This window comes from Deltaproteobacteria bacterium (genome assembly GCA_016180845.1).
Lineage (GTDB): Bacteria > UBA10199 > UBA10199 > JACPAL01 > JACPAL01 > JACPAK01.
In genome coordinates, this window is the sequence record JACPAK010000003.1 from 154423 (window position 1) to 178574 (window position 24152).

General features: G+C 49.8%; 25 protein-coding genes. 10 read left to right on the forward strand and 15 right to left on the reverse strand.

Annotated features, from left to right (window positions below):
* Positions 1–2 precede the first annotated feature (2 nt).
* Genes HYT76_06505 through HYT76_06515 form a run of 3 tightly spaced genes read left to right on the forward strand, consistent with a single transcriptional unit; the run spans position 3 to position 2503 of the window.
* Positions 3–1025, forward strand: coding sequence for a polyprenyl synthetase family protein (locus HYT76_06505; protein MBI2083204.1), 1023 nt, complete (start codon positions 3–5; stop codon positions 1023–1025).
* Entirely contained in the window at positions 991–1191 is a 201-nt protein-coding gene (locus HYT76_06510; protein ID MBI2083205.1) for a hypothetical protein, read from the forward strand. Before HYT76_06505 ends, HYT76_06510 begins: the two co-directional genes overlap by 35 nt.
* Positions 1154–2503, forward strand: a complete 1350-nt coding sequence (locus HYT76_06515; protein MBI2083206.1) for a cyclic nucleotide-binding domain-containing protein — start codon at positions 1154–1156, stop codon at positions 2501–2503. Before HYT76_06510 ends, HYT76_06515 begins: the two co-directional genes overlap by 38 nt.
* Here the strand turns inward: HYT76_06515 and HYT76_06520 are convergent.
* Genes HYT76_06520 through HYT76_06545 form a run of 6 tightly spaced genes read right to left on the reverse strand, consistent with a single transcriptional unit; the run spans position 2478 to position 9855 of the window.
* The gene (locus HYT76_06520; protein ID MBI2083207.1) at positions 2478–3266 is read right to left on the reverse strand and encodes an outer membrane lipoprotein-sorting protein; all 789 of its coding nucleotides are present in this window, start codon (positions 3264–3266) and stop codon (positions 2478–2480) included. The genes HYT76_06515 and HYT76_06520 overlap by 26 nt on opposite strands.
* Positions 3245–4510 (reverse strand): bifunctional folylpolyglutamate synthase/dihydrofolate synthase, encoded by a 1266-nt coding sequence (locus HYT76_06525; protein MBI2083208.1) that lies wholly within the window; start codon positions 4508–4510, stop codon positions 3245–3247. Before HYT76_06525 ends, HYT76_06520 begins: the two co-directional genes overlap by 22 nt.
* Entirely contained in the window at positions 4507–5880 is a 1374-nt protein-coding gene (locus tag HYT76_06530; GenBank protein ID MBI2083209.1) for a sigma-54-dependent Fis family transcriptional regulator, read from the reverse strand. The genes HYT76_06525 and HYT76_06530 overlap by 4 nt, the downstream gene beginning before the upstream one ends.
* Positions 5881–7305, reverse strand: a complete 1425-nt coding sequence (locus HYT76_06535) for a sigma-54-dependent Fis family transcriptional regulator (protein ID MBI2083210.1) — start codon at positions 7303–7305, stop codon at positions 5881–5883.
* Positions 7298–8698, reverse strand: a complete 1401-nt coding sequence (locus HYT76_06540; GenBank protein ID MBI2083211.1) for a sigma-54-dependent Fis family transcriptional regulator — start codon at positions 8696–8698, stop codon at positions 7298–7300. The genes HYT76_06535 and HYT76_06540 overlap by 8 nt, the downstream gene beginning before the upstream one ends.
* Positions 8695–9855 (reverse strand): PAS domain-containing protein, encoded by a 1161-nt coding sequence (locus HYT76_06545; GenBank protein ID MBI2083212.1) that lies wholly within the window; start codon positions 9853–9855, stop codon positions 8695–8697. The genes HYT76_06540 and HYT76_06545 overlap by 4 nt, the downstream gene beginning before the upstream one ends.
* Positions 9856–10012: 157 nt before the next feature.
* Here HYT76_06545 and HYT76_06550 point away from each other — a divergent pair, with 157 nt between their 5' ends.
* Genes HYT76_06550 through HYT76_06570 form a run of 5 tightly spaced genes read left to right on the forward strand, consistent with a single transcriptional unit; the run spans position 10013 to position 14317 of the window.
* Positions 10013–11038 carry a phosphoribosylformylglycinamidine cyclo-ligase gene (locus HYT76_06550; GenBank protein ID MBI2083213.1) on the forward strand — a complete coding sequence of 342 codons (1026 nt, stop codon included), beginning with the start codon at positions 10013–10015 and terminating at the stop codon, positions 11036–11038.
* Positions 11035–11637, forward strand: coding sequence for a phosphoribosylglycinamide formyltransferase (purN, locus tag HYT76_06555; GenBank protein MBI2083214.1), 603 nt, complete (start codon positions 11035–11037; stop codon positions 11635–11637). The genes HYT76_06550 and purN overlap by 4 nt, the downstream gene beginning before the upstream one ends.
* The gene (locus HYT76_06560; protein MBI2083215.1) at positions 11634–12194 is read left to right on the forward strand and encodes a hypothetical protein; all 561 of its coding nucleotides are present in this window, start codon (positions 11634–11636) and stop codon (positions 12192–12194) included. The genes purN and HYT76_06560 overlap by 4 nt, the downstream gene beginning before the upstream one ends.
* A 12-nt stretch (positions 12195–12206) precedes the next feature.
* The gene (locus tag HYT76_06565) at positions 12207–12881 is read left to right on the forward strand and encodes a metal-dependent hydrolase (GenBank protein MBI2083216.1); all 675 of its coding nucleotides are present in this window, start codon (positions 12207–12209) and stop codon (positions 12879–12881) included.
* Positions 12882–12883: 2 nt separating this feature from the next.
* The gene (locus HYT76_06570) at positions 12884–14317 is read left to right on the forward strand and encodes a hypothetical protein (protein ID MBI2083217.1); all 1434 of its coding nucleotides are present in this window, start codon (positions 12884–12886) and stop codon (positions 14315–14317) included.
* On the opposite strand, the gene HYT76_06575 is transcribed toward HYT76_06570, so the two are convergent.
* From HYT76_06575 to rpsP, 5 genes are read right to left on the reverse strand one after another with little or no spacing between them, the layout of a single operon-like run.
* The gene (locus HYT76_06575) at positions 14304–14912 is read right to left on the reverse strand and encodes a ribonuclease HII (protein MBI2083218.1); all 609 of its coding nucleotides are present in this window, start codon (positions 14910–14912) and stop codon (positions 14304–14306) included. The genes HYT76_06570 and HYT76_06575 overlap by 14 nt on opposite strands.
* A complete protein-coding gene (gene rplS / locus HYT76_06580) occupies positions 14881–15258 on the reverse strand; it encodes a 50S ribosomal protein L19 (GenBank protein ID MBI2083219.1) in 378 nt (125 codons plus the stop codon). Before rplS ends, HYT76_06575 begins: the two co-directional genes overlap by 32 nt.
* Positions 15259–15317: 59 nt before the next feature.
* Complete coding sequence (gene trmD, locus HYT76_06585) at positions 15318–15995, reverse strand: tRNA (guanosine(37)-N1)-methyltransferase TrmD (GenBank protein MBI2083220.1); 678 nt, start codon at positions 15993–15995, stop codon at positions 15318–15320.
* Positions 15996–16235 carry a KH domain-containing protein gene (locus tag HYT76_06590; GenBank protein ID MBI2083221.1) on the reverse strand — a complete coding sequence of 80 codons (240 nt, stop codon included), beginning with the start codon at positions 16233–16235 and terminating at the stop codon, positions 15996–15998. It abuts the gene before it with no gap.
* A 16-nt stretch (positions 16236–16251) separates the two neighbouring features.
* Complete coding sequence (rpsP, locus tag HYT76_06595) at positions 16252–16503, reverse strand: 30S ribosomal protein S16 (protein ID MBI2083222.1); 252 nt, start codon at positions 16501–16503, stop codon at positions 16252–16254.
* Positions 16504–16576: 73 nt separating this feature from the next.
* Here rpsP and HYT76_06600 point away from each other — a divergent pair, with 73 nt between their 5' ends.
* A complete protein-coding gene (locus tag HYT76_06600; GenBank protein MBI2083223.1) occupies positions 16577–17488 on the forward strand; it encodes a formyltetrahydrofolate deformylase in 912 nt (303 codons plus the stop codon).
* Between the two features lie 68 nt (positions 17489–17556).
* Here HYT76_06600 and HYT76_06605 read toward each other — a convergent pair whose 3' ends face one another.
* The 4 genes from HYT76_06605 to HYT76_06620 all read right to left on the reverse strand — a co-directional run bounded on the left by HYT76_06605 (position 17557) and on the right by HYT76_06620 (position 21652).
* The gene (locus tag HYT76_06605; protein ID MBI2083224.1) at positions 17557–20205 is read right to left on the reverse strand and encodes a hypothetical protein; all 2649 of its coding nucleotides are present in this window, start codon (positions 20203–20205) and stop codon (positions 17557–17559) included.
* Between the two features lie 156 nt (positions 20206–20361).
* A complete protein-coding gene (rsmI, locus tag HYT76_06610) occupies positions 20362–21042 on the reverse strand; it encodes a 16S rRNA (cytidine(1402)-2'-O)-methyltransferase (protein MBI2083225.1) in 681 nt (226 codons plus the stop codon).
* Positions 21039–21410, reverse strand: a complete 372-nt coding sequence (locus HYT76_06615) for a type II toxin-antitoxin system VapC family toxin (GenBank protein ID MBI2083226.1) — start codon at positions 21408–21410, stop codon at positions 21039–21041. The genes rsmI and HYT76_06615 overlap by 4 nt, the downstream gene beginning before the upstream one ends.
* Positions 21411–21415: 5 nt before the next feature.
* Positions 21416–21652, reverse strand: coding sequence for a hypothetical protein (locus tag HYT76_06620; GenBank protein MBI2083227.1), 237 nt, complete (start codon positions 21650–21652; stop codon positions 21416–21418).
* Positions 21653–22337: 685 nt separating this feature from the next.
* On the opposite strand from HYT76_06620, the gene HYT76_06625 reads away from it, so the two are divergent.
* Positions 22338–24083, forward strand: coding sequence for a thrombospondin type 3 repeat-containing protein (locus HYT76_06625; protein ID MBI2083228.1), 1746 nt, complete (start codon positions 22338–22340; stop codon positions 24081–24083).
* Positions 24084–24152 lie beyond the last annotated feature (69 nt).

Genomic DNA, 24152 nt, shown 5'->3' on the forward strand with positions numbered 1-24152 from the left:
TTATGTCACGAGAAGCCTTGGCGGCTCTGGAATCCTCGACCCCGAATGACCAAGCTTTAGATTGGGCCAAGGGGCATATTGAACAGAATGTTTTTTCCGGTCTCCAGCGTGATCTTCTCGCCTCCCTGATCGATCACTTCCCGAGAGGAGAAAAATCCCCTTATCTCGAAATCCCTTCTCTTATTCTTAAGGGGTGCGGAGGAGAAACAGAACTTGCCGTTCCCCTCACCGCCTTGGGATCCTTTCTGTTCCTCGGTTTCGACATCATCGATGATATTGCCGACGGCGATGCAAGAGACCACTGGCCAGACCACACCCTCTCAGAACTTCAACTTGGTTCTTCTCTCTTATTATCAGCGCTCCCCTCGATTTTGATTGCCGAGCTTAACGCACCTGAAGCAGTTCGCGTCGAAATACAGAAGAGATTTGCCAACGGACTCTTGGAGACCGCTGCCGGGCAACAGATGGAGCTTGCCATGACAGGAAAAACAGAAATCGACCCACAGAAGGTTGAAGATTCAGTCAAAAAGAAGAGCAGTGGAATCGCGACCCTCGCCTCTATTGCGGTACTGCTTGCCAAAGCAACGGAGAATCAGCGTGTCGCTTACGAAGAAATGGGACGCAATTTGGGATGTGCCATACAGCTCGCTACCGACTTCCATGACCTGTTCCAGGCGCCAGTGAGTCGGGACTTGAGAAACGGCACGAGAACGCTGCCGATCGCACTCTGCCTTGAAAAATGTTCAAAAATGGAGAGGAGAATTTTTCTCAAGCTTCTCGATGATGTTCAATCGAACCCTTCAAAAAAAGAAGAGATTCGATCTTTTCTTTATTCAAAAGGGATCGCCCGGATGACCGCCTTTATTGTCGAGCTCTACTGTGAACGAGCGAGAAAGAGCTTGAATTTGGCTTGTCTCGAAGCTACCTATCAGAAGGAAATTGACACGTTTATCAATCTTGTCTCTTTCTTTAAAGAAAAAGGGGGAAACCATGAGCTACGAATCTATCGGCAAACTGATCGATAAATGGATGAATGACCAGAAATTCAGGGCGGACTTTCGAAAAGATCCGGAAGAGGCGATTCGATTAACGGGGATCAAGCTGAATAGTGAGGAGCTTTCGGCCCTCAAGAAAATAGATTGGAAGAGGTCCGATGAAGAGCTTAAGTCACAAATCTCAAAAGGGATGTGACGAGCCCGCATTTGTTTTCGAGTTTCTCCAACGAGCGACTCCCTTTCAAACCCTCGATCCTGAACATTTAAAAGAGCTTGCCCGTCGGCTCCAAAGGAGAACGGTCCCAAAGGGAGAGGCGATCGTTCGCCAGGGAGAGGTTGGAGACCGCTGTTTTTTTGTCCAGGAAGGGGCTGTTGAAGTCATTCAAAACGATGGACACCAGGAAAGGGCAGTCGCCGTCCTGGAGTCCGGTGCCCTTTTTGGTGAAACCTCTCTGCTGACAGAATCACCCCGCAATGCAACGGTCCGTGCCATAAAACCGACTCAACTCTTGGCCTTGAGTCGATCTGATTTTCTGGAAGCGCTCTCCTGGAATCGGCTGGTTGCCCCTGCCCTCTTTGAACTCCTGAGACTTCGAGATCGGCCAATCCGCTGCGAAGAGATTACCGTGCAAAGCTATACCTCCCAGGACGGCGAAAAAATCACGACCCTGAAAAACTTGTCTCAAGGAACTTATTATAAACTTTCGGATGTCGGCTGTTTTGTCTGGGAAAGACTGGATGGCCATCACAACCTGAAAGACCTGGCGATCGAGTATCTGAAGAGATCCGGCTCCTTTGCACCGCACACGATTGCTGAGGTCGCTGGAGGACTTGTTTCCTCAGGGTTTGCCAAAAGTCAGACCGTAAAGGCCCGAAAATATCTCCCCTCCCTCTCGTTCGGGGAAAAAGTTGTGGCAAAGATCAAAGGGATCATGGAATGGCGTGCCGTTCTCCGCCATGTCGATCCGTTCTTTACACGACTCTATCGAGTCCTGAGACTTCGGCTTCTCTACACAAAAGTGGCGCTGTCCCTGATCGCACTTGTCAGTCTCGCTGGATTGATCGTCTTTATTTTCAGAATTCCTGCGCTCTTGACGATTTCTGTCTCCATCCCTTTTGTTATTTTTTCACTTCTGTTCATTGCCCTTAGCCACGATCTGGGCCATGCCATCACAACAAAATTTTTTGGGCGTGAAATTCTCGGTATCGGGATCGGTTGGAACTGGTTTAGTCCGATCGTTTTTGTCGACACCTCTGACATGTGGCCGACCCCTCCACCACACAGGATCGCCGTTCATCTGGCAGGACTCTACACAAATCTTTTTTTTGCCGGACTTGCATCTCTTTTTGTTTGGCCGTTTGGTCTCGAAAAAAATCTGATTTTCTCTCTACTCTCCTACCTCGTTGTGATCCTGAATGCCCTTCCCTTTTTCAATTCCGATGGTCAGTATGCCTTGAGCGATTTTTTGGAATGGAAGCGCTCTAGGACCTCAAGTTCCTCTCGGTAAACACAGACTCAGGCGTTGGAGGGGCCGGATCAAAATCAATCTTCAGAAGTCGAATGGTCGTCTTCTGCCCCTCCTTCTGTTGGTTTGTCATTTCCCAAACGACCGGATGAAGAACCCCATCCATCACCTTGAAATCTTTAAAAACCAATTTTTTGATCAATCGTCCCCTCTCATCGATAAAATTTTGCTCGATCGGAAGATCGTCTTTTCCCCTGACCCAATAAATCACCTTCCCCCAAACAACCGGGGCATACGGTTTCGGAATCAGTTCAATCTGCACAATCTTCTCCCCCGCACGAACCTCGTGCCCGATGATCTTGTGATCATAGTCATCGATGTAACTCGATTCCTTCACGAGATCGTCATTCGAAAAATCGCTCCCCATCCAGGGTTGAAGCATCATGGAAGGGGGGATCTTCATCACCTTCTCGACCTTCGGCAGATAGTTCCAGAGATTGTAATCGATACGCAAAAATGAAATGCCGGCATCCTTCGGAGGTTCGAGGATCCGTACAAAGGCACGGCTACGGGCGCGATCATCCCAAACCTTGATCCGGATCGTGCGCGTCCACGCAGGACGTGCGATCGTCATCTCGTACTCGGCAATATTGGCATGCCCACGGATTTTTTGGATCATTCGTTCAATGACCGGTTTGCCATCGATTCGCTCGCGCTCCTCCTTGGGAACGGAGGGTTCGCTCGCCCCTAAAACCCCCATCTGAATTAATACGATAAAAAAGATTAATCCCCTTCGCTTAAACATCTCTTCACCTCCCCTACCAGATAAAACGACCCAGTGACTAAAAGAACCTCATTTTTTTGAAGGTTGTTCCTCACGAATTTCCAGGCCTCTTTAACTCCTCGGACAGCATGACATTTGATTCCAAAAGCTCTTCCGATGGGAAGCAATGACTCGGGATCGGCGGCCCTTTTCAGAGCCGGCGCTGTAAAGATAAACCGATCGGTGATCCTAGAAATCTCTAAGAGAACCCCTTTAATATCCTTATCCGCCATCGCACCAAACAGGACTTTTAACCTGCGCCCCGCAAGCCTTGTCTCCAAAAAACGCCGCGCAGCAGCCATCGCCTGCGGGTTGTGCGCCCCATCCAGAATAATCCAGGGTTCTTTCTGCACCGTCTCGAGACGACCGGGGAGTTGGGCCTTCGAGAGACCCGTCTGAATCGCCTCATCGGAGATTGACCAGCCTTGTTTCTTGAGTTCCTCTACAGCACCAACCGCGACAGTGACGTTTTGGAGTTGGTGGGCAGAATTCAAAATCCCCTCACCGTGATCACCACTGGTTCCGATACCCCCCTTTGTCAAAGGGGGGTCACTCGATAAAGTGGTTATATCAGAGAGGGGATTTTTCACCAGTGAGCCGCTCACAGCGGCCATCCTTTCCACCACCCCCATCGCCTCTTCCGACAATTCGCCAACAACGACCGGCACCCCCGGCTTAATAATCCCCGCCTTCTCGAAGGCGATCTTTTCAATTGTGTCCCCTAAAAATTGCGTATGATCCAAGCCGATCGAGGTGATCACCGATACAAGCGGCGTGATCAGATTCGTTGCATCGAGACGACCTCCCATTCCAACCTCCACAACGGCAATGTCGACTTTTTGTTCAGCGAAATACAGAAAGGCGATCGTGGTGGCCAATTCAAAAAAAGTGAGGGGGTCAGAGGGGTTTTCGACTTCGTGAATGATGTGAGCGAAGTGGAGGAGATTGTCAGGAGAAATGAGAGATCCCCCGACCTGTATCCTTTCACAAAAATCAACCAAATGCGGCGAGGTGTAGAGCCCAACGCGATGCCCGGCCTCCCGTAAGACAGAGGCGATCATCGCCGCCGTAGATCCCTTGCCATTGGTCCCGGCAATATGAATCGATGGGAATTTTCGTTCGGGATTTCCTAACCGCTGAAGAACTTGTTCAATTCGCTCAAGCCCCGGTTTCTGATCGAAAAACTCCCGATCACTCAGATCGTGAATGAATGATTCGTAGGTCAAGGCACTTTTATTCCAAACCGCTTAACTTTTCTGTACATCGTCGCCTGACCAATCCCCAATTTCTTCGCCGCCGCCACAACATCTCCACGACACCTCTCCAGAGCCCCTTCAATAGCGTACTGCTCGACCAGACGAAGCGGCAGGACCTTCTGATAACCATCGGCATCCCATGCAGAAGCCCTCTCCTCACCCTTCGCACCAACGTTCAGAATAAATCGCGGGAGATGATTCGGTTTGACACGGGCCTCATTTTGAAGAACGACGATGCGTTCGATGTTATTTTCCAATTCACGAACATTCCCCGGCCAGTCATAGTTCACGAATGAGGTCATCGCCTCCGGAGCGAATCCCTTAAAATTCTTCCGATTCTCCTTTGAATATTTTTCCAGAAAATGTTGGGCCAAGACAGGAATATCGTCTCGTCGCCGACGAAGAGGTGGGAGTGTGATCGGAACGACATTCAAGCGATAATAAAGATCCTCGCGAAAACCCCCTTTTTCTACCTCCTGGCGAAGATCCTTGTTTGTGGCAGCAATAATACGGATATCCACTTCGACCAATTCGGAACCACCAATGCGGCAAAACTTCCTCTCTTGCAGAACCCGCAGCAGCTTGACCTGGAGCGACGCATCCATCTCGCTCACTTCATCGAGGAACAAGGTCCCCCCATGGGCCCGCTCACAACTTCCGATATATTGTTTGTCCGCCCCTGTATAAGACCCCCGCTCATGCCCAAAAAGCTCATTCTCCAGAAGTTCTTTAGGGATAGCGCCGCAATTCAGATCGATGAATTTATTTTTAAACCGTTCCGAATGACGATGGATCGCTCGAGCCACTAATTCCTTTCCGGTACCACTCTCTCCCATGATCAGGACAGTCGCATTGCTCTTTGCCACGGTCTGAACCATCTGAAAAATCTCCTGCATCTGAGAGGAAACACCGACGATATCGTCAAACTTCCCCTCCCACCCCACCTGACTTTCCAAAACCCTCAGTTTTCTTTTGAGTTGGGCATTTTGAGAGGCATGATTAAGCGAAACCAAAAGCTTCTCAAAATCAGGAGGGGACTGAAAATAGTCGAACGCCCCATTCTTCATCGTCTCGACGACCTGATCCACGCTCATCTGGCGGCTCAGACAAATCACCGGCATTTCAAGACCACTGCTCTGAAATTTCTTAAGCAGCTGAAGCGCCCCTTCATATCCCTCACGCCCAAAAAAGAAGAGCGTCAGGTCAACAAGAGGAAGAGGTCGGGCAAGCGTCATATCGGAGGGAGAGAGTTGATGAACCTCCCACCCCTCTTTGGCAAGAAATCCTAAAACTTTTTTATCCGGCTGCTCCCGAAATCCAACGGCAAGGATTTTCCCCATTTAGCGCCCCTTTCGTTTCTTGAATTCCTTCACATTAATGCTGCATCTTTTGATAATCTTTTTAAAATTGCTTCGATCCATCCCCGCCTTCGTGGAGGCGACGGAAACATTCCCCTCGGCAACTTGCAAAAGGTGACTCACATAAGACCGGTTGAAAAGCTGCAGCGTCCTGTCCTTCGCATCCTGATAGGTCAGCCGTGTCAGATCCCCTTCAGGGACCTCGCCTGGACGGTAAAAAACCTCCCCCAGAATTTTTGGGGGCAAATCCCGCGCTGTAATCCGATCCGCTTGAGAAAGCACGAGGGCCCGCTCAATCACATTCTCCAACTCACGCACATTTCCAGGCCAGGCATACTCCTGAAGAGATTGAAGGGTATCGAGAGAAATTTCATTTATCTTCTTTCCGGTCTTCAGAGTAAACCTATTCATAAAATAATAACTCAGCAGAGGGATGTCCTCCTTGCGCTCCCGAAGGGAAGGAAGGCGAACAGTAATGACATTGAGACGGTAAAAAAGATCTTCGCGAAAGGTCCCTTTTCGAACCATATCGTAAAGATCGCGATTCGTTGCCGAAATGATCCGAACATCGACATGGGAGGCCTCAGAACTCCCCACCGGTCTGATTTCGCCGTCCTGCAAGATACGAAGCAGCTTGACCTGGACTGAAAGTGGAATCTCCCCAATCTCGTCGAGAAAGATAGTCCCCTCATGCGCCTCAGCAAAAAGCCCCTTCTTGTCACCGATCGCCCCTGTAAAAGACCCGCGAACATGACCAAAGAGTTCGCTTTCCATGAGGGTCTCAGGGAGGGCAGCGCAATTCACGACAACAAAATGTTTTTGACTCCGGAAACTTTTCTTATGGATTGCATGCGCCACTAACTCTTTCCCTGTGCCGCTCTCCCCCACAACCAAAACACTGGATTCGCTCGGGGCAACATTTTCAATCAAGGAGTAGACCTCGCGCATCTTGGAACTTCGTCCGATCAAACCATCCAACGAGGCCTCGGAGGTATGCTTTTCCTCTAATTCTCGAATTCTTCGAACCAATTGCGCCTTTTCCTGCGCCTTTTTGATCAAGGAAACAACCACCTCGATATCTTCAAATGGTTTCATCAAGTAATCATAAGCCCCCATCTTGAGCGAAGCGATCGCCGTTTCGATCGTCGCACGCCCCGTAATCAGGATCGCCTCGGTGTCTAATTGGTTTTTCTTGATATACTCCAGGACCTGAAGACCTGTAAGGCCTGGAGAATTAAGATCCAGGACAGCGACGTCTATCTTGCGATCCCCCAGAATCCGAAGCGCCTCAAGACCGTCACGGGCGACCTCCATCCCCATTTGATAACGACGGGCAATTTTTTCGAACGCCTTGATTAGAATCTCTTCGTCATCAACAAGCAGCAGATCAACCGCTTTGTTATTCATCGTGCCCCTCCACGACAAGATCCTCAAACCCTCTTTTCTTGATCTTTTCAAGCAAGGTGGTTCGATTGAGGCCCAAAAGATTGGCCGCCTTGTTCTTGTTCCCACCACTCTTTTGCAACGCCTTGCGAATCAGGACCCCTTCAAAATCATTCACAAGATCCCGAAACGAAACACCGGAATCGGGGATATTAATACCGTCCAGAAGTACCTCGGGATTTTTTTGATCAAAAAGGGAGGGGAGGAGATCCTCTTCCGTAATTTGCCCCTTCCCCTTCAGGACAACAAGCCGTTCCACGAGATTCTCCAATTCTCGAATATTCCCCGGCCAGCGATAGCGAACCATCTTCTCCATCGCTCCAGCACTAAAACCCTCAATAGACTTGTGGTTGGCCGTATTCGATTTTTTGAGAAAATGCTCTATGAGAATGGGGATATCATCACTGCGTTCGCGCAGAGGAGGCAGAGTCACGGGAATCACATTGAGCCGATAAAAAAGATCCTCTCGAAATCTCCCCTCCTGGACCTCCTTCGTCAAATCACGATTCGTCGCGGTGATGATCCTGACATCCACCTGATGACTTTTGGCAGAGCCGATCGCCTGAATTTTTTTGTCCTGAAGAACTCGAAGGACCTTGACCTGAAGTCGCGGACTCATGTCGCCAATTTCATCCAGAAAAATTGTCCCCCCCTCCGCCTGTTCAAAACAGCCGATACGATGACTCACCGCCCCCGTAAACGAGCCTTTGGTATGACCAAAAAGCTCGCTCTCCAGCAGAGTTTCCGGAATCGCCGCACAATTGACCGTGACGAGGGAACGTTCCGAACGATTGGATTGATAATGAATCGCCTTGGCCAGAAGCTCCTTGCCCGTCCCACTTTCCCCTAAAATAAGAACCGTGCTGTCACTGACAGCAACCTTTTCGGCAAGGTCCAAAACCTCCTTCATCTTCAGGCTTGTTCCGATAATCGCTTGTTTTTTGAAGCGTGTTTTCAGGGTTTCTTTGAGAACCCGATTTTCCTGTTGAAGCCTCTGATGTTCAAGCCCCTTTGTCACCAAGGCATTAAGATCCTCCAGATCAAAAGGTTTGGTAATATAATGAAAAGCCCCCGCCTTGATCGCCTCCACGGCCGAAGGGATCGTCCCATAACCAGTCATGACAACACAGACGAGCTGCGGTATCGTCTCTTTCGCTTGCCGTATCACCTCAATCCCCGACATGTTAGGAAGCATGAGATCCACAAGAAGCAGATCAACACGACCCGCTTTGAGAAGAGAAAGTCCTTCTTCTCCCGTCGAGGCGAGCATCACTTCAAACGATTTTTTCTTGAAAAACCGCTCAAGCGCCTTTCGAATAGGGTCCTCGTCTTCTATGATCAAGAGAGATGGCTTCATGATATCCTTTCCGTCTCATAAACCGGTAAAACAACCCTGAAGAGAGACCCTTTATTCAGTTCGCTTTGTACCTCGATGTGCCCATGATGATCGTGGATGATTGAATCACAAATCGAAAGCCCCAAACCTGTCCCCTTGTGCCCTTTTGTTGTAAAAAATGGATCAAAAATATGGGGGAGATCCTGGGCTCGAATCCCCGGCCCTGTATCCTGGAATTCAATGAAAAAATCCCCTGGCTGTTCAGAGGAGACACCTGTTCGGATCGTCACGGCCCCCCCACCCTTCATCGCTTCGGAGGCATTTCGAATGAGATTCATAAAAACCTGCTGCAGACGTGAGGCATCCCCTAAAACGGGGGGGAGATTTTTACCGTATTCGGTCTGTATCGTCACCTGGGCTTCCCGCAAGCTGAGTCTCAACATCGGCATGATCCTTTCGACAAGTGCATTGATATCCTGCGGGATCATATCCGCCCCTGGCGAAGGTCTTGAAAACGACAAGAGATCCGAGACGATCTTTTTGCACCTCTTCGCCGCCTCTTCAATTTCTTTTAAATCTTCCTGGACAGAACTCTCAGGAGGAAGTTCTGCCTTCAAAAGCTGTGTAAAAGCAAGAATCCCTCCCAACGGATTATTGATCTCGTGCGCAACACCTCCCGCAAGCATACCGATCGCCGCCATTTTTTCACTCTGGACCAACTGCCTCCGAAGAAGCCTCTCACCGGTAACATCCCGGTAATGATGAACGACACGAGGATTTTCGGCTGATTCTAGCGGAAGAGGATAAGAACTCACCTGAAAATCTGTTTCTTTTCTCAATTTTTCAATCTCGACAGAGTAGGGATGATTGGTTTCAAGGGTTTCTTTCAGCGGGCATCTGGGACAAACAGCATTACGCCCCGCGAAGACTTCATAGCAATGCTGGCCTATCATCTCGACAATTTTCTTTTTGGCACGCTCGCTGGCAGCAAGATTCGCGCGATCAATGCGATAATCACTGCTGATAATTAAGACGGGATCCCGAATCGCATCAAAGGTCGCCTCCCAGGTAAGTTTCCCTCTCTCAACAACCTGGAAGAGTGCCTTTAAGGCATCGAGGTCATTAAAGACCTTCTGGTCGTCCTTCTTTTTGGGCTCCCCCTTCAGATGATTTCCCAAAAAATCTCCTCATTTCAATGTGCTAGACTTAATTGAAAGACGGGTAAAAAAATACCACATCTCTTTCTCATTGGCAAACAATAAGAATTCTCCGGAAACCGATTTTTGTTTGACTTTGACTCTATCCCAACGATAATCCGACCGAAATTTTTACCTTATGACCTATAAGAACTCTGGCGTCGATATCGATGCCGCCGATAGTTTTGTTCAAAAGATCAAACCGCTCATCAAAAAAACAGAGAACCCGCGAGTCTTGGGCTCTATTGGGCACTATGCCGGCCTTTTTTCACTAGCCAATTCTGGTTATAAAGAACCGGTTCTCTGCGCCTCAACAGACGGGGTTGGCACAAAACTCAAACTAGCCCTTCAGTGTGGAGATCTCAGCGGACTCGGCCAGGACCTCGTCGCCATGTCGGCAAACGATATCCTCTGTCTTGGCGCGAAGCCTCTTTTTTTTCTCGATTATTTTGCCACAAGCCGTTTGGATCAACGACAGGCCTCGACGCTTATTCAAGGAATAGCAGAGGCCTGCGCCTCTATCCAATGTCCACTGATCGGCGGGGAAACCGCCGAGATGCCCTCTCTTTACAAGGAAGGAGACTTTGACCTCGCCGGTTTTATTGTCGGTATTGTCGAAAAAAAGAGGATTGTCGACGGTAACCAGATCAAACCAGGTGATGTTGTCATTGGCCTCGCCTCTTCGGGACCACACTCCAATGGTTATTCCCTCATTCGAAAGATCATCGAAGAGAAAAACCTCTCCTTAAAAGAACGTTATGAGGGGCTCTCGCGCCCCCTGGGAGAAACTCTCCTGAAACCTACAAAACTTTATGGGAACATCATCCTCCCGCTGTTGGATGAATTTCCGGTCACAGGGATTGCCCATCTCACTGGAGGAGGATTTCATAACATCCCACGCCTCCTCCCTGAAGGGACACGTGTCGTGATCAAAAGAAGTTCCTGGACCCCTCCCCCTGTCTTTTCCCTGATTCAAAAATGGGGCTCACTTCCGCCGGAAGAGATGGAACTCGTGTTTAACATGGGGATCGGTCTTGTGGTTATTCTGGACGCAAAGAAAAGCGCTTCGTTTCAAAAGAGGCTCGAACAGAGCGGGGAAAAATGTTTTGTCATTGGTGAAATCGAGTGCTGTCAAAAAGGAGAGGAGCCTCTTTTAATCTTATGATTCGGGTGGGAGTCCTCATTTCTGGAGAAGGCACCAACCTCCAGGCTATTATTGACAAGGCAAAAGGATGGGAGGTTGTCCTCGTTATCAGCAACCGTCAGGAGGCCGGCGGGCTCGCAAGGGCCAAGAGACACAACATCCCTACCTTCGTGGTCAAACAGAGCGATTTCCCGTCGCGTGAGGCGTTCGATCACGAATTGATCCGCCTGCTGGATGAAGCTCGGGTAGATCTGGTGGCCCTTGCCGGATTCATGCGCGTCCTGGGACAAAAATTCGTCGCCCATTTCCGAGGAAGAATCATGAATATCCACCCCGCCCTCCTCCCTGCCTTCGCGGGAACAGATGCTATTGAAAAGGCGTTTCGTTACGGGACTAAAGTGACAGGGGTGACTGTTCATTTTGTTGATGAAGGGGTAGACACAGGCCCTATTGTCCTCCAACAAGCGATTCCTGTGGAGGAAGAAGAAACACTTGAAAGTCTCGCGGAAAAGATCCATCAGGTAGAACACAAGCTTTACCCTGAGGCGATTCGATTGTATGCCGAGGGGAGGCTTCGAACCGTGGGGCGTAAGGTTAAAATGAAGGAGCCAAACTTATGAAAAAGAGATTGACGATCCTCCTCTTGTTCTTCTCCCTGTTTTCTCCTTCTCTCTGGGGGCGACAGGGCTTTTCGATCGGCCTCGGACCTGTCGGTAACATCTACCTCGTCGATACCATCCCGATCCTGGATCCAGGTGTTGGTGGTTTTATGTCCTTCCAATATCGATTTCATGAGCAGGTCGCCTTTGAAACGACCTTTTTGATGACGGCCCAGGATGCGAGTCGCCCTACCGATCGAAGCATTATTTTTCTGGGGATGCCGGTCTTTGATATCAAACTCTATTTCTTAAGTGGGGATCCACGATTTGATCCTTATGCAGGTACCGGCGTCGGCCTTTATTGGCTCACTGAGGGATCGGTATCCAATAACACAGGTGGGGCAGGCATGGGGGCTCAGCTCGATGTCGGTTTTGACTACTATCTGGCTGAATTTATCTCGTTGGGATTCGAAGGGGTGTTTCGTTCGATTGCCTTTGTGACTGATTTTGGAACACCCAGCGTCAGTCAAGCTTCGCTCCCTTATAGTTTAATGGGGAAGGCATCATTTCATTTTTAAAAAGGAGAATCTATGATCACCATCACCTACTTTGGCCACTCGTGTTTCCTGATCGAAGGACGAAAAGGAAAGGTCATCATCGACCCTTTCTTAAAAGGAAACCCTCACGTCCGAGTCAACCCGGCTGAGATTATCTGCAATGCCGTTCTTGTCAGCCACGGTCATCAAGATCACCTCGGAGATGCTGTCGAAATCTCCCTGAAAAACCACGCCCCGGTCATCGGGGCGTATGAGCTTGTTCAATCTTGCATGAAACAAGGGACCAACGGGCATGGAATGAATATCGGCGGGAGTTTTCATTTTGAATTCGGTGAAGTCACTCTCACCCCTGCCATTCATAGTTCGGGATGCGCCGATGGAACCTATGCCGGGAGCCCTTGCGGTTTCATTTTAAAAATGGACAACCGGACGATCTACCATGCCGGTGACACCGGCCTCACGCTGGAAATGAAGCTCATTTCAGAATCCCATAACATCGATATCGCACTTCTTCCGATTGGCGATAACTATACCATGGGGCCCGCCGATGCGGCCAAGGCGGTCGAATTTTTGAAGCCGAAACTTGTCATCCCGATGCATTACAATACCTTCCCGGAGATTGAACAGGACCCCGCCGATTTTGAGGACAAGGTCGGAGACTTGGCGCGGGTCAAAGTCATGAAGTTTGGCGAAACTTTTGAGCTGTAAATATGTCCCTTAATTTCTGTGATGTCCTGGTCGTCGGAGGTGACCTCTCTGGGGTCGTCGCAGCAACGCTGCTTGCGAAAAGGGGCATGAACGTCCTCGTCCTGGACGATGATGAGGAGAATGACCGATCTGCCCCACTCGTCACCGGTCTCGAAACACGAATTTTCAAGGGGCTCATGAACAAGCTGATGATCCCCGAATCAAAACTGCAATTCTTCGAGGAAAATGAAGTCAGCTGCCAGATGATCTTGCGCCGTCACCGGATCGATTTCAGACCGAATCAAAATTACTTTCTCAAAGAAATCGGACGTGAATTCCCTGAGGACAAGGAGGTCTTTCAGGACTACCTCGAGGAGCTCAATCTGTTGAGAGAGAAATGGGTGGAGCCTCTCTTTTCGCTTCTTCCCTTAAACAGCCGGCAGGATGTAAAACAATTTACCCAGTGGCTCGAAAACCTCCCGGATGAAAAGGCAGCTTCCTTATGGGCAAAGATGTCCACTGAGTTCCAGAGTGTCCTCAAAATTATCCTAAGATTTCTTTCGCGAAACCCTGTTATTGAGCCGATCCATCTTCAACTCCTCCTCTACCTCTCACCAGAAAATTGTGCGACCTTTTCGCTGAAGGGGGGGATCAGAGGAATCAAAAAGATATTTTATGAGAAGCTTGATTACTTCGGGGGACTTGTGCATCCCCTCGGCTCCAATGAGTTCAAGATCCTTGCCAAAGGACGGGAGATCAAGGGAGTCAAGTTAAGCAGCTTTAACTACCCCACTCGCTGCCGTTTTTTGATCGGCAATCTGGATTTTCAGCGTTTCTACGAAGCGCTCCCCACAACCCTCTGGTCCTATTTCGCCAAGAAAAAGGCGCGGCAACTCCCCACACTCCCCTTTTACTATACGGTCCAGTATGAAATTCGCCGGGATCTCTTGCCGGAACCGATGCGTGAGAATCTGGTGATGGTTGATGATCTGGCACAGCCGCTGGAAAATCTGAACTACCTTGAAATCAACCTGTCTCCGTTGTCACGGGATAATAACGAGATGGTCCTGCTCACGGTCGGCTACCAGCATTCCTCGTCAAACAGTGACGAACCATTTTTTGAAAATCTTCATGGGGAGATTGAACGCCGTCTCCGATATCTGATCCCGTTTGCCGGCTCAGACCTGAGAAGAGTTTTTCCAAAAATCAAAGACCCGGCGGAATCCGGCACCCTTTTCCCGGAAAATGGAGACTTCACGCTGTTTCGTCAACTGGCCGAAAAAAGACGCGACCTTCCCGTCTCTCTCTTCTCACCGAAATGTTCAACTCCGTTTAAGAATGCCCTCTCTTTAGGGCCCAATCTCCTCCCCTGGATGGGGACGGAGGGAAAGATCCTGTCGGGACTGAGGGGAGTGGAGTTGGTCTGGGACAAAGAATCCAAGCTCAAGAAACATTAAATGATCGCCGGTGGAGCGGTGTCAGTCCGAATCTTTGGATCGCTCGGCGATGTCGGAGCGTCCCGTATCCCTTGTGCGCTTCAAAACCAAAATCCGGAAATTGTTTAGCGACCTCACACATCCATCGGTCTCTGAGAACCTTCGCGACAATCGAGGCAGCGGCGATCGACTGGCTTTGTGCATCACCATGAATCACAGGTCGTTGCGGAATTCCGAGATCCAGAGGGAAACGCCCGTCGATCAGAACAAATTCTGGCGGTATCTTTAAATGGTCCACCGCCTTCTTCATCACTTCCAGTGAGGCTTTGTGAATATTAATCTTGTCAATTCTCTCATGATCAACGAAGGCGATGGACCAATCGACCGCAACCTCGAGAATCTTCTCAAAAAGTTTTTCTCTCACGCGGGGGCTTAGTTGTTTGGAATCGTTGACCCCTGAAATCTGGATCTGAGCTGGCAAGATCACAGCGGCGGCAAAAACAGGTCCGGCAAGGCACCCCCTCCCTACCTCATCAACACCAGCGATATGGAGGTATCCTTCACCGTAAAGCGCTGTTTCGATCTCAAGAAGATTTGGTTTGTTCTGTTCCGGCAAGAGACTGATCCTCCCCCTGGATCCTTGCCTTCTTCCCTGAAAGCTCTCTCAAATAATAAAGCTTTGCCCGACGCACCTTCCCCTTTTGGAGCACTTCGATTTTTTGTATTAAGGGGGAATGAAGCGGGAAAATCCTCTCCACCCCAACCCCATAGGAGATCTTGCGAACGATGAAACTTGCCTGCCTCCCTTCGCCCCGACAAGAAAGCACAGCCCCTTCAAAAAGCTGGGTCCTCTCCTTGTCCCCTTCCATAATCCGGCAGTGGATGCGGACCGTGTCACCGGCCCGAAAAGCAGGGATTTTCTCCTTCAGCCCTTCATTACGAATTTTCTGGATCGTGTTCATAATAGGGGCCGGAGAGTTATCAAAGGGTTAAGGAAATGACAAGCTTGTTTTTACGCCTTTTATCCGCGTTTTTTAAGAAGGTCTGGGCGTCGAGAGGCGGTAATTTCATGCGACTCCTTCTCTCGCCACTCCTTGATTTTCTTGTGATCACCCGAAAGCAGGATCGAGGGGACCTTCAATCCACGAAATTCCTCGGGTCGGGTATAATGAGGGTATTCCAGGAGGGGCGAAAATGACTCTTCTTGTAAAGATTCTTCCTTCCCCACAAACCCCGGAATCAATCGTGAAACAGCCTCAAGAAAGACAAGGGCAGCGACCTCTCCCCCACTCAAGACATAATCCCCAATAGAGATCTCCTCATCGATAAAATGATCAATGACCCTCTGATCGACCCCTTCATAGCGACCACAAAGAAGAATCAACTGGTCATACTCGAGATAGGCAGAGAGCCTCTCCTGACGAAGAGGTTCCCCGCGAGGAGAAAAATAGATACGACGGCATTGCTTGAGTTTAGGAATTGACTCCAGGGCCTGAACAACCGGTTCCGGCCGCATCACCATTCCGGCGCCACCACCATATGGGAGATCATCGACCATCCCATGACGATCAACCGCCCAATCACGAATGTTGTGAAGAGTGACCTCGATCTTCCGGCTTTCAATCGCCTTGCCAAGAAGAGAAATTTTTAAGGGTGATTCAAAAAAACCAGGAAAGAGGGTCAGGATATCAAAACGCATCTACTCCAGAATTTCCAGAACCGAGCGTTTTTTCAGTTTTGTAGAGGCTGCTGCCAAAATGGTCCTCATGGAACGAGCGGTTCGACCTTCGCGGCCAATAACCTTGCCGAGGTCCTCTTTCGCAACCTTGAGCTCAAAAACGGTCGTTTGTTCACCATCCACCTCAGCCACTTCAACCACCTCAGGTTTGTCGACCAACGCCTTCGCCATCATTTCAACAAGGATCTTGAGTTCTGACATGCGATTACCCCCCCTCCTACTTTGAGCTGCCCGCTTGAACTTCTTTCATAATGCTTCGGACAGTCGCTGACGGCTTTGCCCCTTTTGAGAGCCAATAAAGAAGTCGCTCTTTTTTCACAGTTGCTGAGGCACGCCCCTTTTTCGGATTATAATAACCAATCACCTCAAGATAACGACCGTCACGAGGAGACTCACTATCCGTCACGACAATCCTGTCAAACGGCTTTTGGTTCGTTCCCTTGCGCGAAAGTCTGATTCTAACTGCCATAGGGAGGGGAACATAAAAATAGATAGAGTGTTTGTCAATAGCTTCAAATGTGGTAAAGTCTCTTAAAATCCTTATGGTTCCGTCTCCCCGTCATAAAAGATTAGCCAAAGTTCGGGTAGCCGGTCCTGATAAAAAAGGGATCATCGCAACCGTCACGACTTATCTTTTTAAAAATAATATCAATATTGAGGACATTGATCAGAGGATCCTGGAGGGGATCCTTGTCATGAATATGGTGGTCGACATTACCGGTCTTGGAAAGCCGGTCTCCGTTTTCAGAGAAGGATTAAAAAAAGTTGGGCAAGAAATTAAAATGGAGATCTCTTGTCAGGAGATAATCCCCAAAAAAATAAAGAATGTCGCCCTGCTGACAACCAAGGAACCCCACTGCCTCATCAGGTTGATCAAGGAGATGAAGGCAAGGAAAATTCGTGGCATTCCACAAATCATTATTTCCAACCGAAACGACCTCCGTCCTGTCGCTCGAAGATTCAGCATCCCATTCTTCTATTATCCATCCAGCAATAGGAAAGAACAGGAACAAAAAATCCTCAAAAAACTCTCGGAGCATGAAATTGATCTCATCGTTCTTGCCCGCTACATGCAGATCCTTTCTCCAGAATTCTGTTTCCGCCATGAAGGAAAGATTGTAAATATCCACCCCTCTTTGCTCCCCTCCTTCCCTGGGGCTCGTGCCTATTCTCAGGCCTTTAATAAAGGAGTCGAGGTGGTCGGAGTCACCGCCCATTTCGTGACGACGGATCTCGACGAAGGACCGATCATCTGTCAGGAGGCATTTAAGATCGACAAAAACAGAGAGACTGCCGAATCAATTGCCCAGCGAGGGAAAGAGATGGAGGCAAAGGTTCTTGCCCGCGCTGTTAAACTCTTTTGTGAGGATCGATTAACACTGCGTCGAGGGAAGGTGATCGATAGTCGAAGAATCCATCAATTTGAAGAACAGGTAAAAAGTTTTTATCAATAAAAAAAGGCGCCCTGAGCGAAGTCGAAGGGCGCCTTTACTCATCATCTCAAGTCATCTGTCTCTTTACATCACATCCCCCCTTGGCAGGTCGTGGCGATACACGTCAGACCTGACATACACTGTCCTGGCGTAGAACAGACATCGCCAGCAATCCCTGCCCCGACGTTCTTGCAAGCCCGCGTTGCAGTCCCTCCACCACAATAGGTGGAACAGCAATTGGCATCACTGGTACAGGTTAAACCGACTGCACTACACGAGAGTCCACCAGCGGTACAGATATTCCCAGTACAAGTCAGCCCAGAGGAACAATGACCCGAACTCCCACAGTACTCTCCCGTTGCACCTGAACCAGCCCCCGCACAGGTCCCTGGAGAGGTTGAGAGGGATCGGAGCCCACAATAACCAGAGGCGCAGGTGGCATCTGAGGTACACCTGGTTCCGGCAGAGCAATTGCTTGTGCAACTTGTCGCACAGGCGGTAGAGGTCGAACAGAGCGCCGCTGAACAACAAGCACTTCCACATTCGGTATTGGTGACACAACCATCTCCTAATCCCTTCAAACTACTCCCACTTCCGCTACAAGAGGCGGATGTTGAGCATATCCCTCCTGAACAACAGGCACTTCCACACGCGGTGTTCTCCGTACAAGCCTCTCCTAAACCTTTAAGTCCACCTCCTCCACAAGAAGCGGATGTCGCGCAGAGCCCTCCTGAACAGCAGTTACTCCCACACTGGGTATTACTCGCACAGACCTCGGCGAGTGCTTTTAAACCACCACCCCCAGCATCTGAACCCTGACAGGTTCCGTTCGTACAGGTTAATCCCGTACCGCAGGTCGCACTTGAGGAACAGGAGAAACCAGGTCCACTCAGGATTGTCACGGTTGTAGAAACACAAACACCCGCCTGACAAGACGACCCTGCTTCGCAAGCACCACTGGAACAAGAACCTCCCGCTGAACCGCTTGAAGCAACTGTTGGTGCCGCTCCCCCACCACCAAAGGACTGATGCTCACCACCAGTAGCTATAGAACCCATCCCTGTGGTCGCTCCGGCAGTCAACATGCAAATCTTGGCCAAATTGCAAAAGGTAATACCCACATCGCAATCACTATTGGTGCTACAGGCACGTCCTAGCTTTTCAGAAAGGGCAGCGCAAGTCCTTGACCCGCTTGATTGGGTCGTACACTGAGTCCCTGTCGTACAACTCCCTGAGGTACAATCAGCCCCCGGCGGTTTTGGGATCGTCACGAGGTCAGTCCCAAGAATCGTCCCGGGAGCATAATTAATGATACCTGATATGAGATTCGCACACCCCGCTGTTCCGGTCAGGGCACAGGTTTGAACGACATTGCTATCCCTCATCTGAGGGGCACAGCTCTTGGCCAGATCAGCCACTCCATAGGTCGCATACTGCGAGGGATCTATTTTGTTTTTCAGATCCAGACCGATCACATGCGATGCCTGGGCAACAGTCGTCGGCACAAAGCTTGAAAAATCATAGGTCCCATCCGCCGCCGGAGCCGGGATCGCTCCTCCCAAGGCCCCCATCACAAACTTCGCCTCATCGGGATCGTCACAGGCACCAATCTTGATCTGCTCAACGATCGCCTCACGTGCCTTGCTATTATCTCCAAAGGCCTTCGCAACAGATGAATCCATCGCTGTAATATACTTCGCACATTGCCTGAGATCGGTCGGTTTGATCAGCTGATTTGCAAGATCCTCTGGCTTGACCTCAACAATAGGACCAATATAGGCCTTCAGACCAACCGTCCCGAGGGAACCTTTTATTGTCTCCCAGTCGGCAACAACAGCGGCATCACTTTTTTTTGCATAGGCTTCATAAATCGTATCGGTCACCCGGAGGGTAGTGCCAAAAACGTTCGTATCAACCGGAATTCCTCCGCCAACTGTTAGTACCTCGGCAGAGATTGCAGAGATAGCAGAACTCTCACCCTGAATCGCATCCTTCAGAACCTCCACAGGGGGTGTCGGTGGCTCTGCTGTTATCGACGGGGTCCCCCCTTCTGCAATATACTGCTGATGCGCCTGATAGGCTGCCTCAATTCCAACATTGGCTGTATCAATCGTCGTATTCGACGTAATCGTCGTGTCCCCAATAACTGCCTCAACCGATTGTTTAATCGCATCGGGCACGACGACTTCAAGCGCCCCCGTTAGATCCCCCCCCACCTCATAACTTTTGCCTGTCTCGTTTTCCGCAACCGCGAGGAGGACTGCGGTCGAAAAATCGGTTTCGGTATTACAGTTAATTGTTGCCGATGTTGCGGTACTCGGGATGACGTCATAGGAATGGATTTCGGGTTCCGACTTCTTCTGGTCATTTTCGTACACGAGAACGAGCGTCTCACCTTGTACTTGAGAGGCGGGAAGCGAGGTTGTGTAAGTTCCATCACTCTGGACGGTCACGATATCGAGAGTTTTTCCTTCTGAATTCATGAGGGTCACCGTCCCTCCGGTTGCCGGCTTTTCGACAAACTTTGATTGTCGATTAAGGACCATCCCCTGAACGCTCAGGCCTGCGTCTTCAGAGGTAGCGCCCCCGAGTCCCAACGTAGAAACGGTCCCAGAGAGGGTTACTGATGTTGCCCCACGAGTCGCCCCACTACCGCCGAGGCAGCCTATAGCGCCACTTAGCCCGAGTAGGCTGAAGAGACAGAGTATGCTTCGAATCAGTTTTTTATGGGTCATCATAGGCTCCCCCTTCCCATGAATCGGTTAATCCTTGAATTTTACGACCTCAACAAGACTGCAAAGCCAGCGCCAGAAATCGTTACTACCAGCCGCTTGAAAAGACAATGATTTTTTGGAAAAGAAAAGCAAAAGAGGGTTAGAAAGAACCCATTCTTGTCATTCTTCTGACAGCCCATGGAGAAGAACTACCCATTCTCCTTTTGCTGGAATTAATTTTATTTGATCCTCCAGGGAAGAAAGCCCTCCCCGAAATACCTTCTCATGAATCTTGGTCAGCTCATGGACAAGGACAGCAAACCGATCCCCAAAAATCTGATAGAGAAGCCTCACCGTCTTTGTGATACGAAAAGGGGACTCATAAAAAACAACGGTCGCCGACTCCTCGCGAAGAGATTCAAGCAATTTTTTCTTCTTCCCTTCCTTTTGGGGAAGAAAACCGACAAAGTGAAATTGATCGGTCGGCAATCCCGCTACCGATAAGGCAGTCATCACCGCCGACGACCCCGGAATCGGAACAACCGAAATCCCCTTTTCTATTGCCGCCACCACAAGATTGTAACCTGGATCAGAAATCCCCGGTGTTCCAGCATCAGAAATAAGGGCAATATTTTTCCCATCTAAAAGCTGATGAATGAGCATCTCCCCCTTCACTAATTTATTATGTTCAAAATAACTCGTAAGAGGTTTCGAGATCCCATAGTGATTGAGAAGTTTCTGGCTGTGCCGCGTGTCTTCGCAGGCGATGAGGTCGACCTCCTTGAGAGTTCGAATTGCCCGGAGGGTGATGTCTTCCAAATTCCCGATCGGGGTGGCGACTATAAAAAGAGTTCCTGTCATGAAAAGAACTGGATTCCCTCAAACGGGTAGTCTTTTCGATTCCCTGTCAGGAGGGTACAATTTTCCTCTAACGCCGTCGCGGCAATCAGACAATCGGGCAGAAGAACCCGTGAATGCCTTCGCCGTAATGCGCCGGCACGGCGGGCAATCGATTCACTGACAGTGATCAAGGTGAACCCTGAAATGAGATCCTCCGTAACCGCTGCCTCCGAGAGTTTCATCCCCGCAAGAAGTTCCGCCACGGTTACTACCGAGAGATAAAGGTCACCCGTTTGAAGTGCATTCTCCAGCAAACGCTTTGCAGTCTCCTTTTTTCTTAAGAAGTCAATCAAGATATCGGTGTCAATAAGGGTCTTTTGAAGATGCATGGCGCTTAGAAGGAACGTTCCCGACGAAGTTTACGAACGAAAGATCGTGCCGATCGTAAATTCTTATGCCCCCCCCAGGCTCCAAAGCTTGCTTTCAGTGTCGCCTTGAGCTTACGGCGTTTAAGCTCGAGCTTAAGGGCATTGGTCACTACCTGACTCTGTTCACCACGAGGAACGAGCCGCCGGAGGTCGTCAAGCACCTCTTGGGGAATAAGAAAATTAGCCTGCCGCACTGATTCCATAGATATCTTCCTAGGATAAATCATAGGATATTGACTAGACTGATGTCAATGTTCAAAATGAAACCGTCGCACCTTCCTCGCGATCGGATAGCGCCGGCCAATGCCGAAAGCATTTGAGCCAGCTCCCTCTCAAAATGATAATATCAAAATGATAATTTTATCAATTTGAGAATCGTTCGATTGGAATGCTTTTTTCATGACATCAATGATTCCATCAAGTTAACCCACTGGTGACTGGCATGCTAATTGCCCTCACCGTGGCACCATCTATGCAGTAGCTACCCGCATGAAACAAACTATTCTCCTTTTGCTTGTTCTCTTAATATCAGGCCCTGATCTAGTGGCTCAGGAGTCGAGTTTTGAAATGACCCTGGATCCCGTCGCGGGAATCCTCTGTCACAGAGAAACTTCAGGAGAAAATACCTGCACTCAATGTACTGCTGATGGTCTTTGTAAAGGAGCTTTTGGAGTTACTTCATTCAGTTATCAGTTTTTGGCCGGAAACTTTTCGGAATTCACTGTTATCAATAATATGGGCGTCGTTTATCGATTTGATATCTCTTTCGATGCCACTGACAACTTTTATGTCTTTGTCATCAACGGTCTCAACTTTGCGTATTTTCTCTTTGATTCCAGTCTGGGACTCTACGTCATCGATCCTGCCCGAATTTGTCGGGAATGTCTTATCAGCATATCTGTTTGCGGCAATGGAATCGTCGAGGGGGAGGAGCAATGCGATGACGGCAACTCAGTCTCTGGAGACGGCTGCGAATATGGCTGTACCCTCGCTCCACGATGTACCGACCCTGATCTTTTAGAACCCGACGGCGGGGTTTTAGTACAGACCACGGTGGTCGGATTTGACGAGCAGGAGAGATGGAGCCACCTGAACGACACTTGCACCAGTGCGGAAATTCTTTCTGAGGCGCACTGCGAGGGGGGAGACAACTCGTTTGTCACGTCATCTGATATTTCTTGCAGCTACTTCAATACGGCAACCACAATCTACAAATGTTCTGCCGGTGCGTGTGTGCCGGACGGTGATGATGCTGATAACGACGGGATCCTGGATAGTTCGGATAACTGTCGTCTGTTGGCCAACCCGGATCAAATGGATGCCGACGGTAACGGGATTGGCGATGCCTGCTGGGTAACTTTCTTGGCCCAAGAGGAAATTGATAGTGGCCCACCGGATACGCATGGGGCGGTCGGCCCTCGTCACATCGTCTCTCTCTCCAATTCGTTTGGTGATGTTGAGGGATTCTTCCTAGTCCAAGATAAGGAGGGGAATATTATCACACCGGTGATCACCCAGACCAGATTTTGGAACGAGGGGCTCGGCCTGAGTCGAGAAGGTTATGTAGATTCCAGGATCTTTTTTGATGAACTGAGTCAACGCTGGATCGCCCTGGGGATGCCGGATGTTCATGGCATTGCCCTTGCGGTGAGTGAGACGGATGACCCGACAGGAAACTGGTACTTCAGGTATTACACGGATGTAGGGGGCACTGATTTTCCCCGCCTTGGGTTTAACAGGAATTGGATCGTTGTCGTCATTGGAGGTCCAACCCTCCTCGTCTTTAACAAGGGTGAGGTACTCAACAACATCTGGCCAGACTCACCCCTCACCCTGTCGGGTCTTGATTGCGGTAGTCATACACATCCAGTCATGACCTATGACCCTGAGGAACCGGATCTCTATTTAGTGGCTAGTTGTAACAGTTATTATGGGCCAACACCCCGACTTCGCGTTCAAAAGCTATCCGGTCCCGTTGACAGTCCGACCGTAAGCCCCTTGGAGACCCCATCGGGGGGCGAAGGATTTTTTGAAATCGGGGCAAGGTTGAGTTTTGATCGCACTGAAACGGGGGCGACTCAACGTGATTCAGCGACACGGATTAGTACCATCGAATCTAATATTGCGACATCCCCCGTCCTGCGCAACGGGCGTATCTGGGCCACCCTGCGAAGTGTCATGCCGCTCAGCGGGCCGATCGAGCGGACCACCGTCTCCTGGTTCGAGATCGATCCCAACTCAAGCCCGGCGGTCCTCGTCCAGGAGGGACTCATCGAAACACCGGGGATGTACTACTACTTCCCCTCGATCGCCGTCGATGCGGATAACAATGTGGCGATCGGCTTCAGTGGTTCCGGTGTCGATAACTATCCAGGGGCCTATTATGCCATCCATAGGAATACCGATCCCGCCGGTATCGTAAGCACACTCTCCGTCTATAAAGAGGGAGAAATGCCTTACCGAGATTTGTCTGTGGGAAACGCCCCTTGGGGGGACTATAGTGCGACGGTCCCGGACCCTGTTGAACCGAATGTCTTTTGGACTATCCAGGAATACAGCGCCGCAGTGCCAATATGGGACGGAACAATGAGAGGCCGGTGGCACACGCAGTGGCTTAAATTTATGAGCCCGTGATGAACCTTATTCAATCTTCCTCGCGATCGCGTATAATCTGGGAACCTGATGCAATTACGAATCGACCGA

Excerpts from the sequence above, each read along its gene's own strand:
- HYT76_06570 (MBI2083217.1), top strand. The coding sequence starts at position 12,884 with ATGTCCCTTAATTTCTGTGATGTCCTGGTCGTCGGAGGTGACCTCTCT.
- HYT76_06515 (MBI2083206.1), top strand. The coding sequence starts at position 1,154 with ATGAAGAGCTTAAGTCACAAATCTCAAAAGGGATGTGACGAGCCCGCA.
- HYT76_06530 (MBI2083209.1), bottom strand. The coding sequence starts at position 5,880 with ATGGGGAAAATCCTTGCCGTTGGATTTCGGGAGCAGCCGGATAAAAAA.
- trmD (MBI2083220.1), bottom strand. The coding sequence starts at position 15,995 with ATGCGTTTTGATATCCTGACCCTCTTTCCTGGTTTTTTTGAATCACCC.
- HYT76_06550 (MBI2083213.1), top strand. The coding sequence starts at position 10,013 with ATGACCTATAAGAACTCTGGCGTCGATATCGATGCCGCCGATAGTTTT.
- rplS (MBI2083219.1), bottom strand. The coding sequence starts at position 15,258 with ATGAACACGATCCAGAAAATTCGTAATGAAGGGCTGAAGGAGAAAATC.
- purN (MBI2083214.1), top strand. The coding sequence starts at position 11,035 with ATGATTCGGGTGGGAGTCCTCATTTCTGGAGAAGGCACCAACCTCCAG.
- HYT76_06615 (MBI2083226.1), bottom strand. The coding sequence starts at position 21,410 with ATGCATCTTCAAAAGACCCTTATTGACACCGATATCTTGATTGACTTC.
- HYT76_06605 (MBI2083224.1), bottom strand. The coding sequence starts at position 20,205 with ATGATGACCCATAAAAAACTGATTCGAAGCATACTCTGTCTCTTCAGC.
- rpsP (MBI2083222.1), bottom strand. The coding sequence starts at position 16,503 with ATGGCAGTTAGAATCAGACTTTCGCGCAAGGGAACGAACCAAAAGCCG.
- HYT76_06590 (MBI2083221.1), bottom strand. The coding sequence starts at position 16,235 with ATGTCAGAACTCAAGATCCTTGTTGAAATGATGGCGAAGGCGTTGGTC.
- HYT76_06535 (MBI2083210.1), bottom strand. The coding sequence starts at position 7,305 with ATGAATAACAAAGCGGTTGATCTGCTGCTTGTTGATGACGAAGAGATT.
- HYT76_06520 (MBI2083207.1), bottom strand. The coding sequence starts at position 3,266 with ATGTTTAAGCGAAGGGGATTAATCTTTTTTATCGTATTAATTCAGATG.
- HYT76_06600 (MBI2083223.1), top strand. The coding sequence starts at position 16,577 with ATGGTTCCGTCTCCCCGTCATAAAAGATTAGCCAAAGTTCGGGTAGCC.
- HYT76_06505 (MBI2083204.1), top strand. The coding sequence starts at position 3 with ATGTCACGAGAAGCCTTGGCGGCTCTGGAATCCTCGACCCCGAATGAC.
- HYT76_06620 (MBI2083227.1), bottom strand. The coding sequence starts at position 21,652 with ATGGAATCAGTGCGGCAGGCTAATTTTCTTATTCCCCAAGAGGTGCTT.
- HYT76_06510 (MBI2083205.1), top strand. The coding sequence starts at position 991 with ATGAGCTACGAATCTATCGGCAAACTGATCGATAAATGGATGAATGAC.
- rsmI (MBI2083225.1), bottom strand. The coding sequence starts at position 21,042 with ATGACAGGAACTCTTTTTATAGTCGCCACCCCGATCGGGAATTTGGAA.
- HYT76_06565 (MBI2083216.1), top strand. The coding sequence starts at position 12,207 with ATGATCACCATCACCTACTTTGGCCACTCGTGTTTCCTGATCGAAGGA.
- HYT76_06560 (MBI2083215.1), top strand. The coding sequence starts at position 11,634 with ATGAAAAAGAGATTGACGATCCTCCTCTTGTTCTTCTCCCTGTTTTCT.
- HYT76_06540 (MBI2083211.1), bottom strand. The coding sequence starts at position 8,698 with ATGAAGCCATCTCTCTTGATCATAGAAGACGAGGACCCTATTCGAAAG.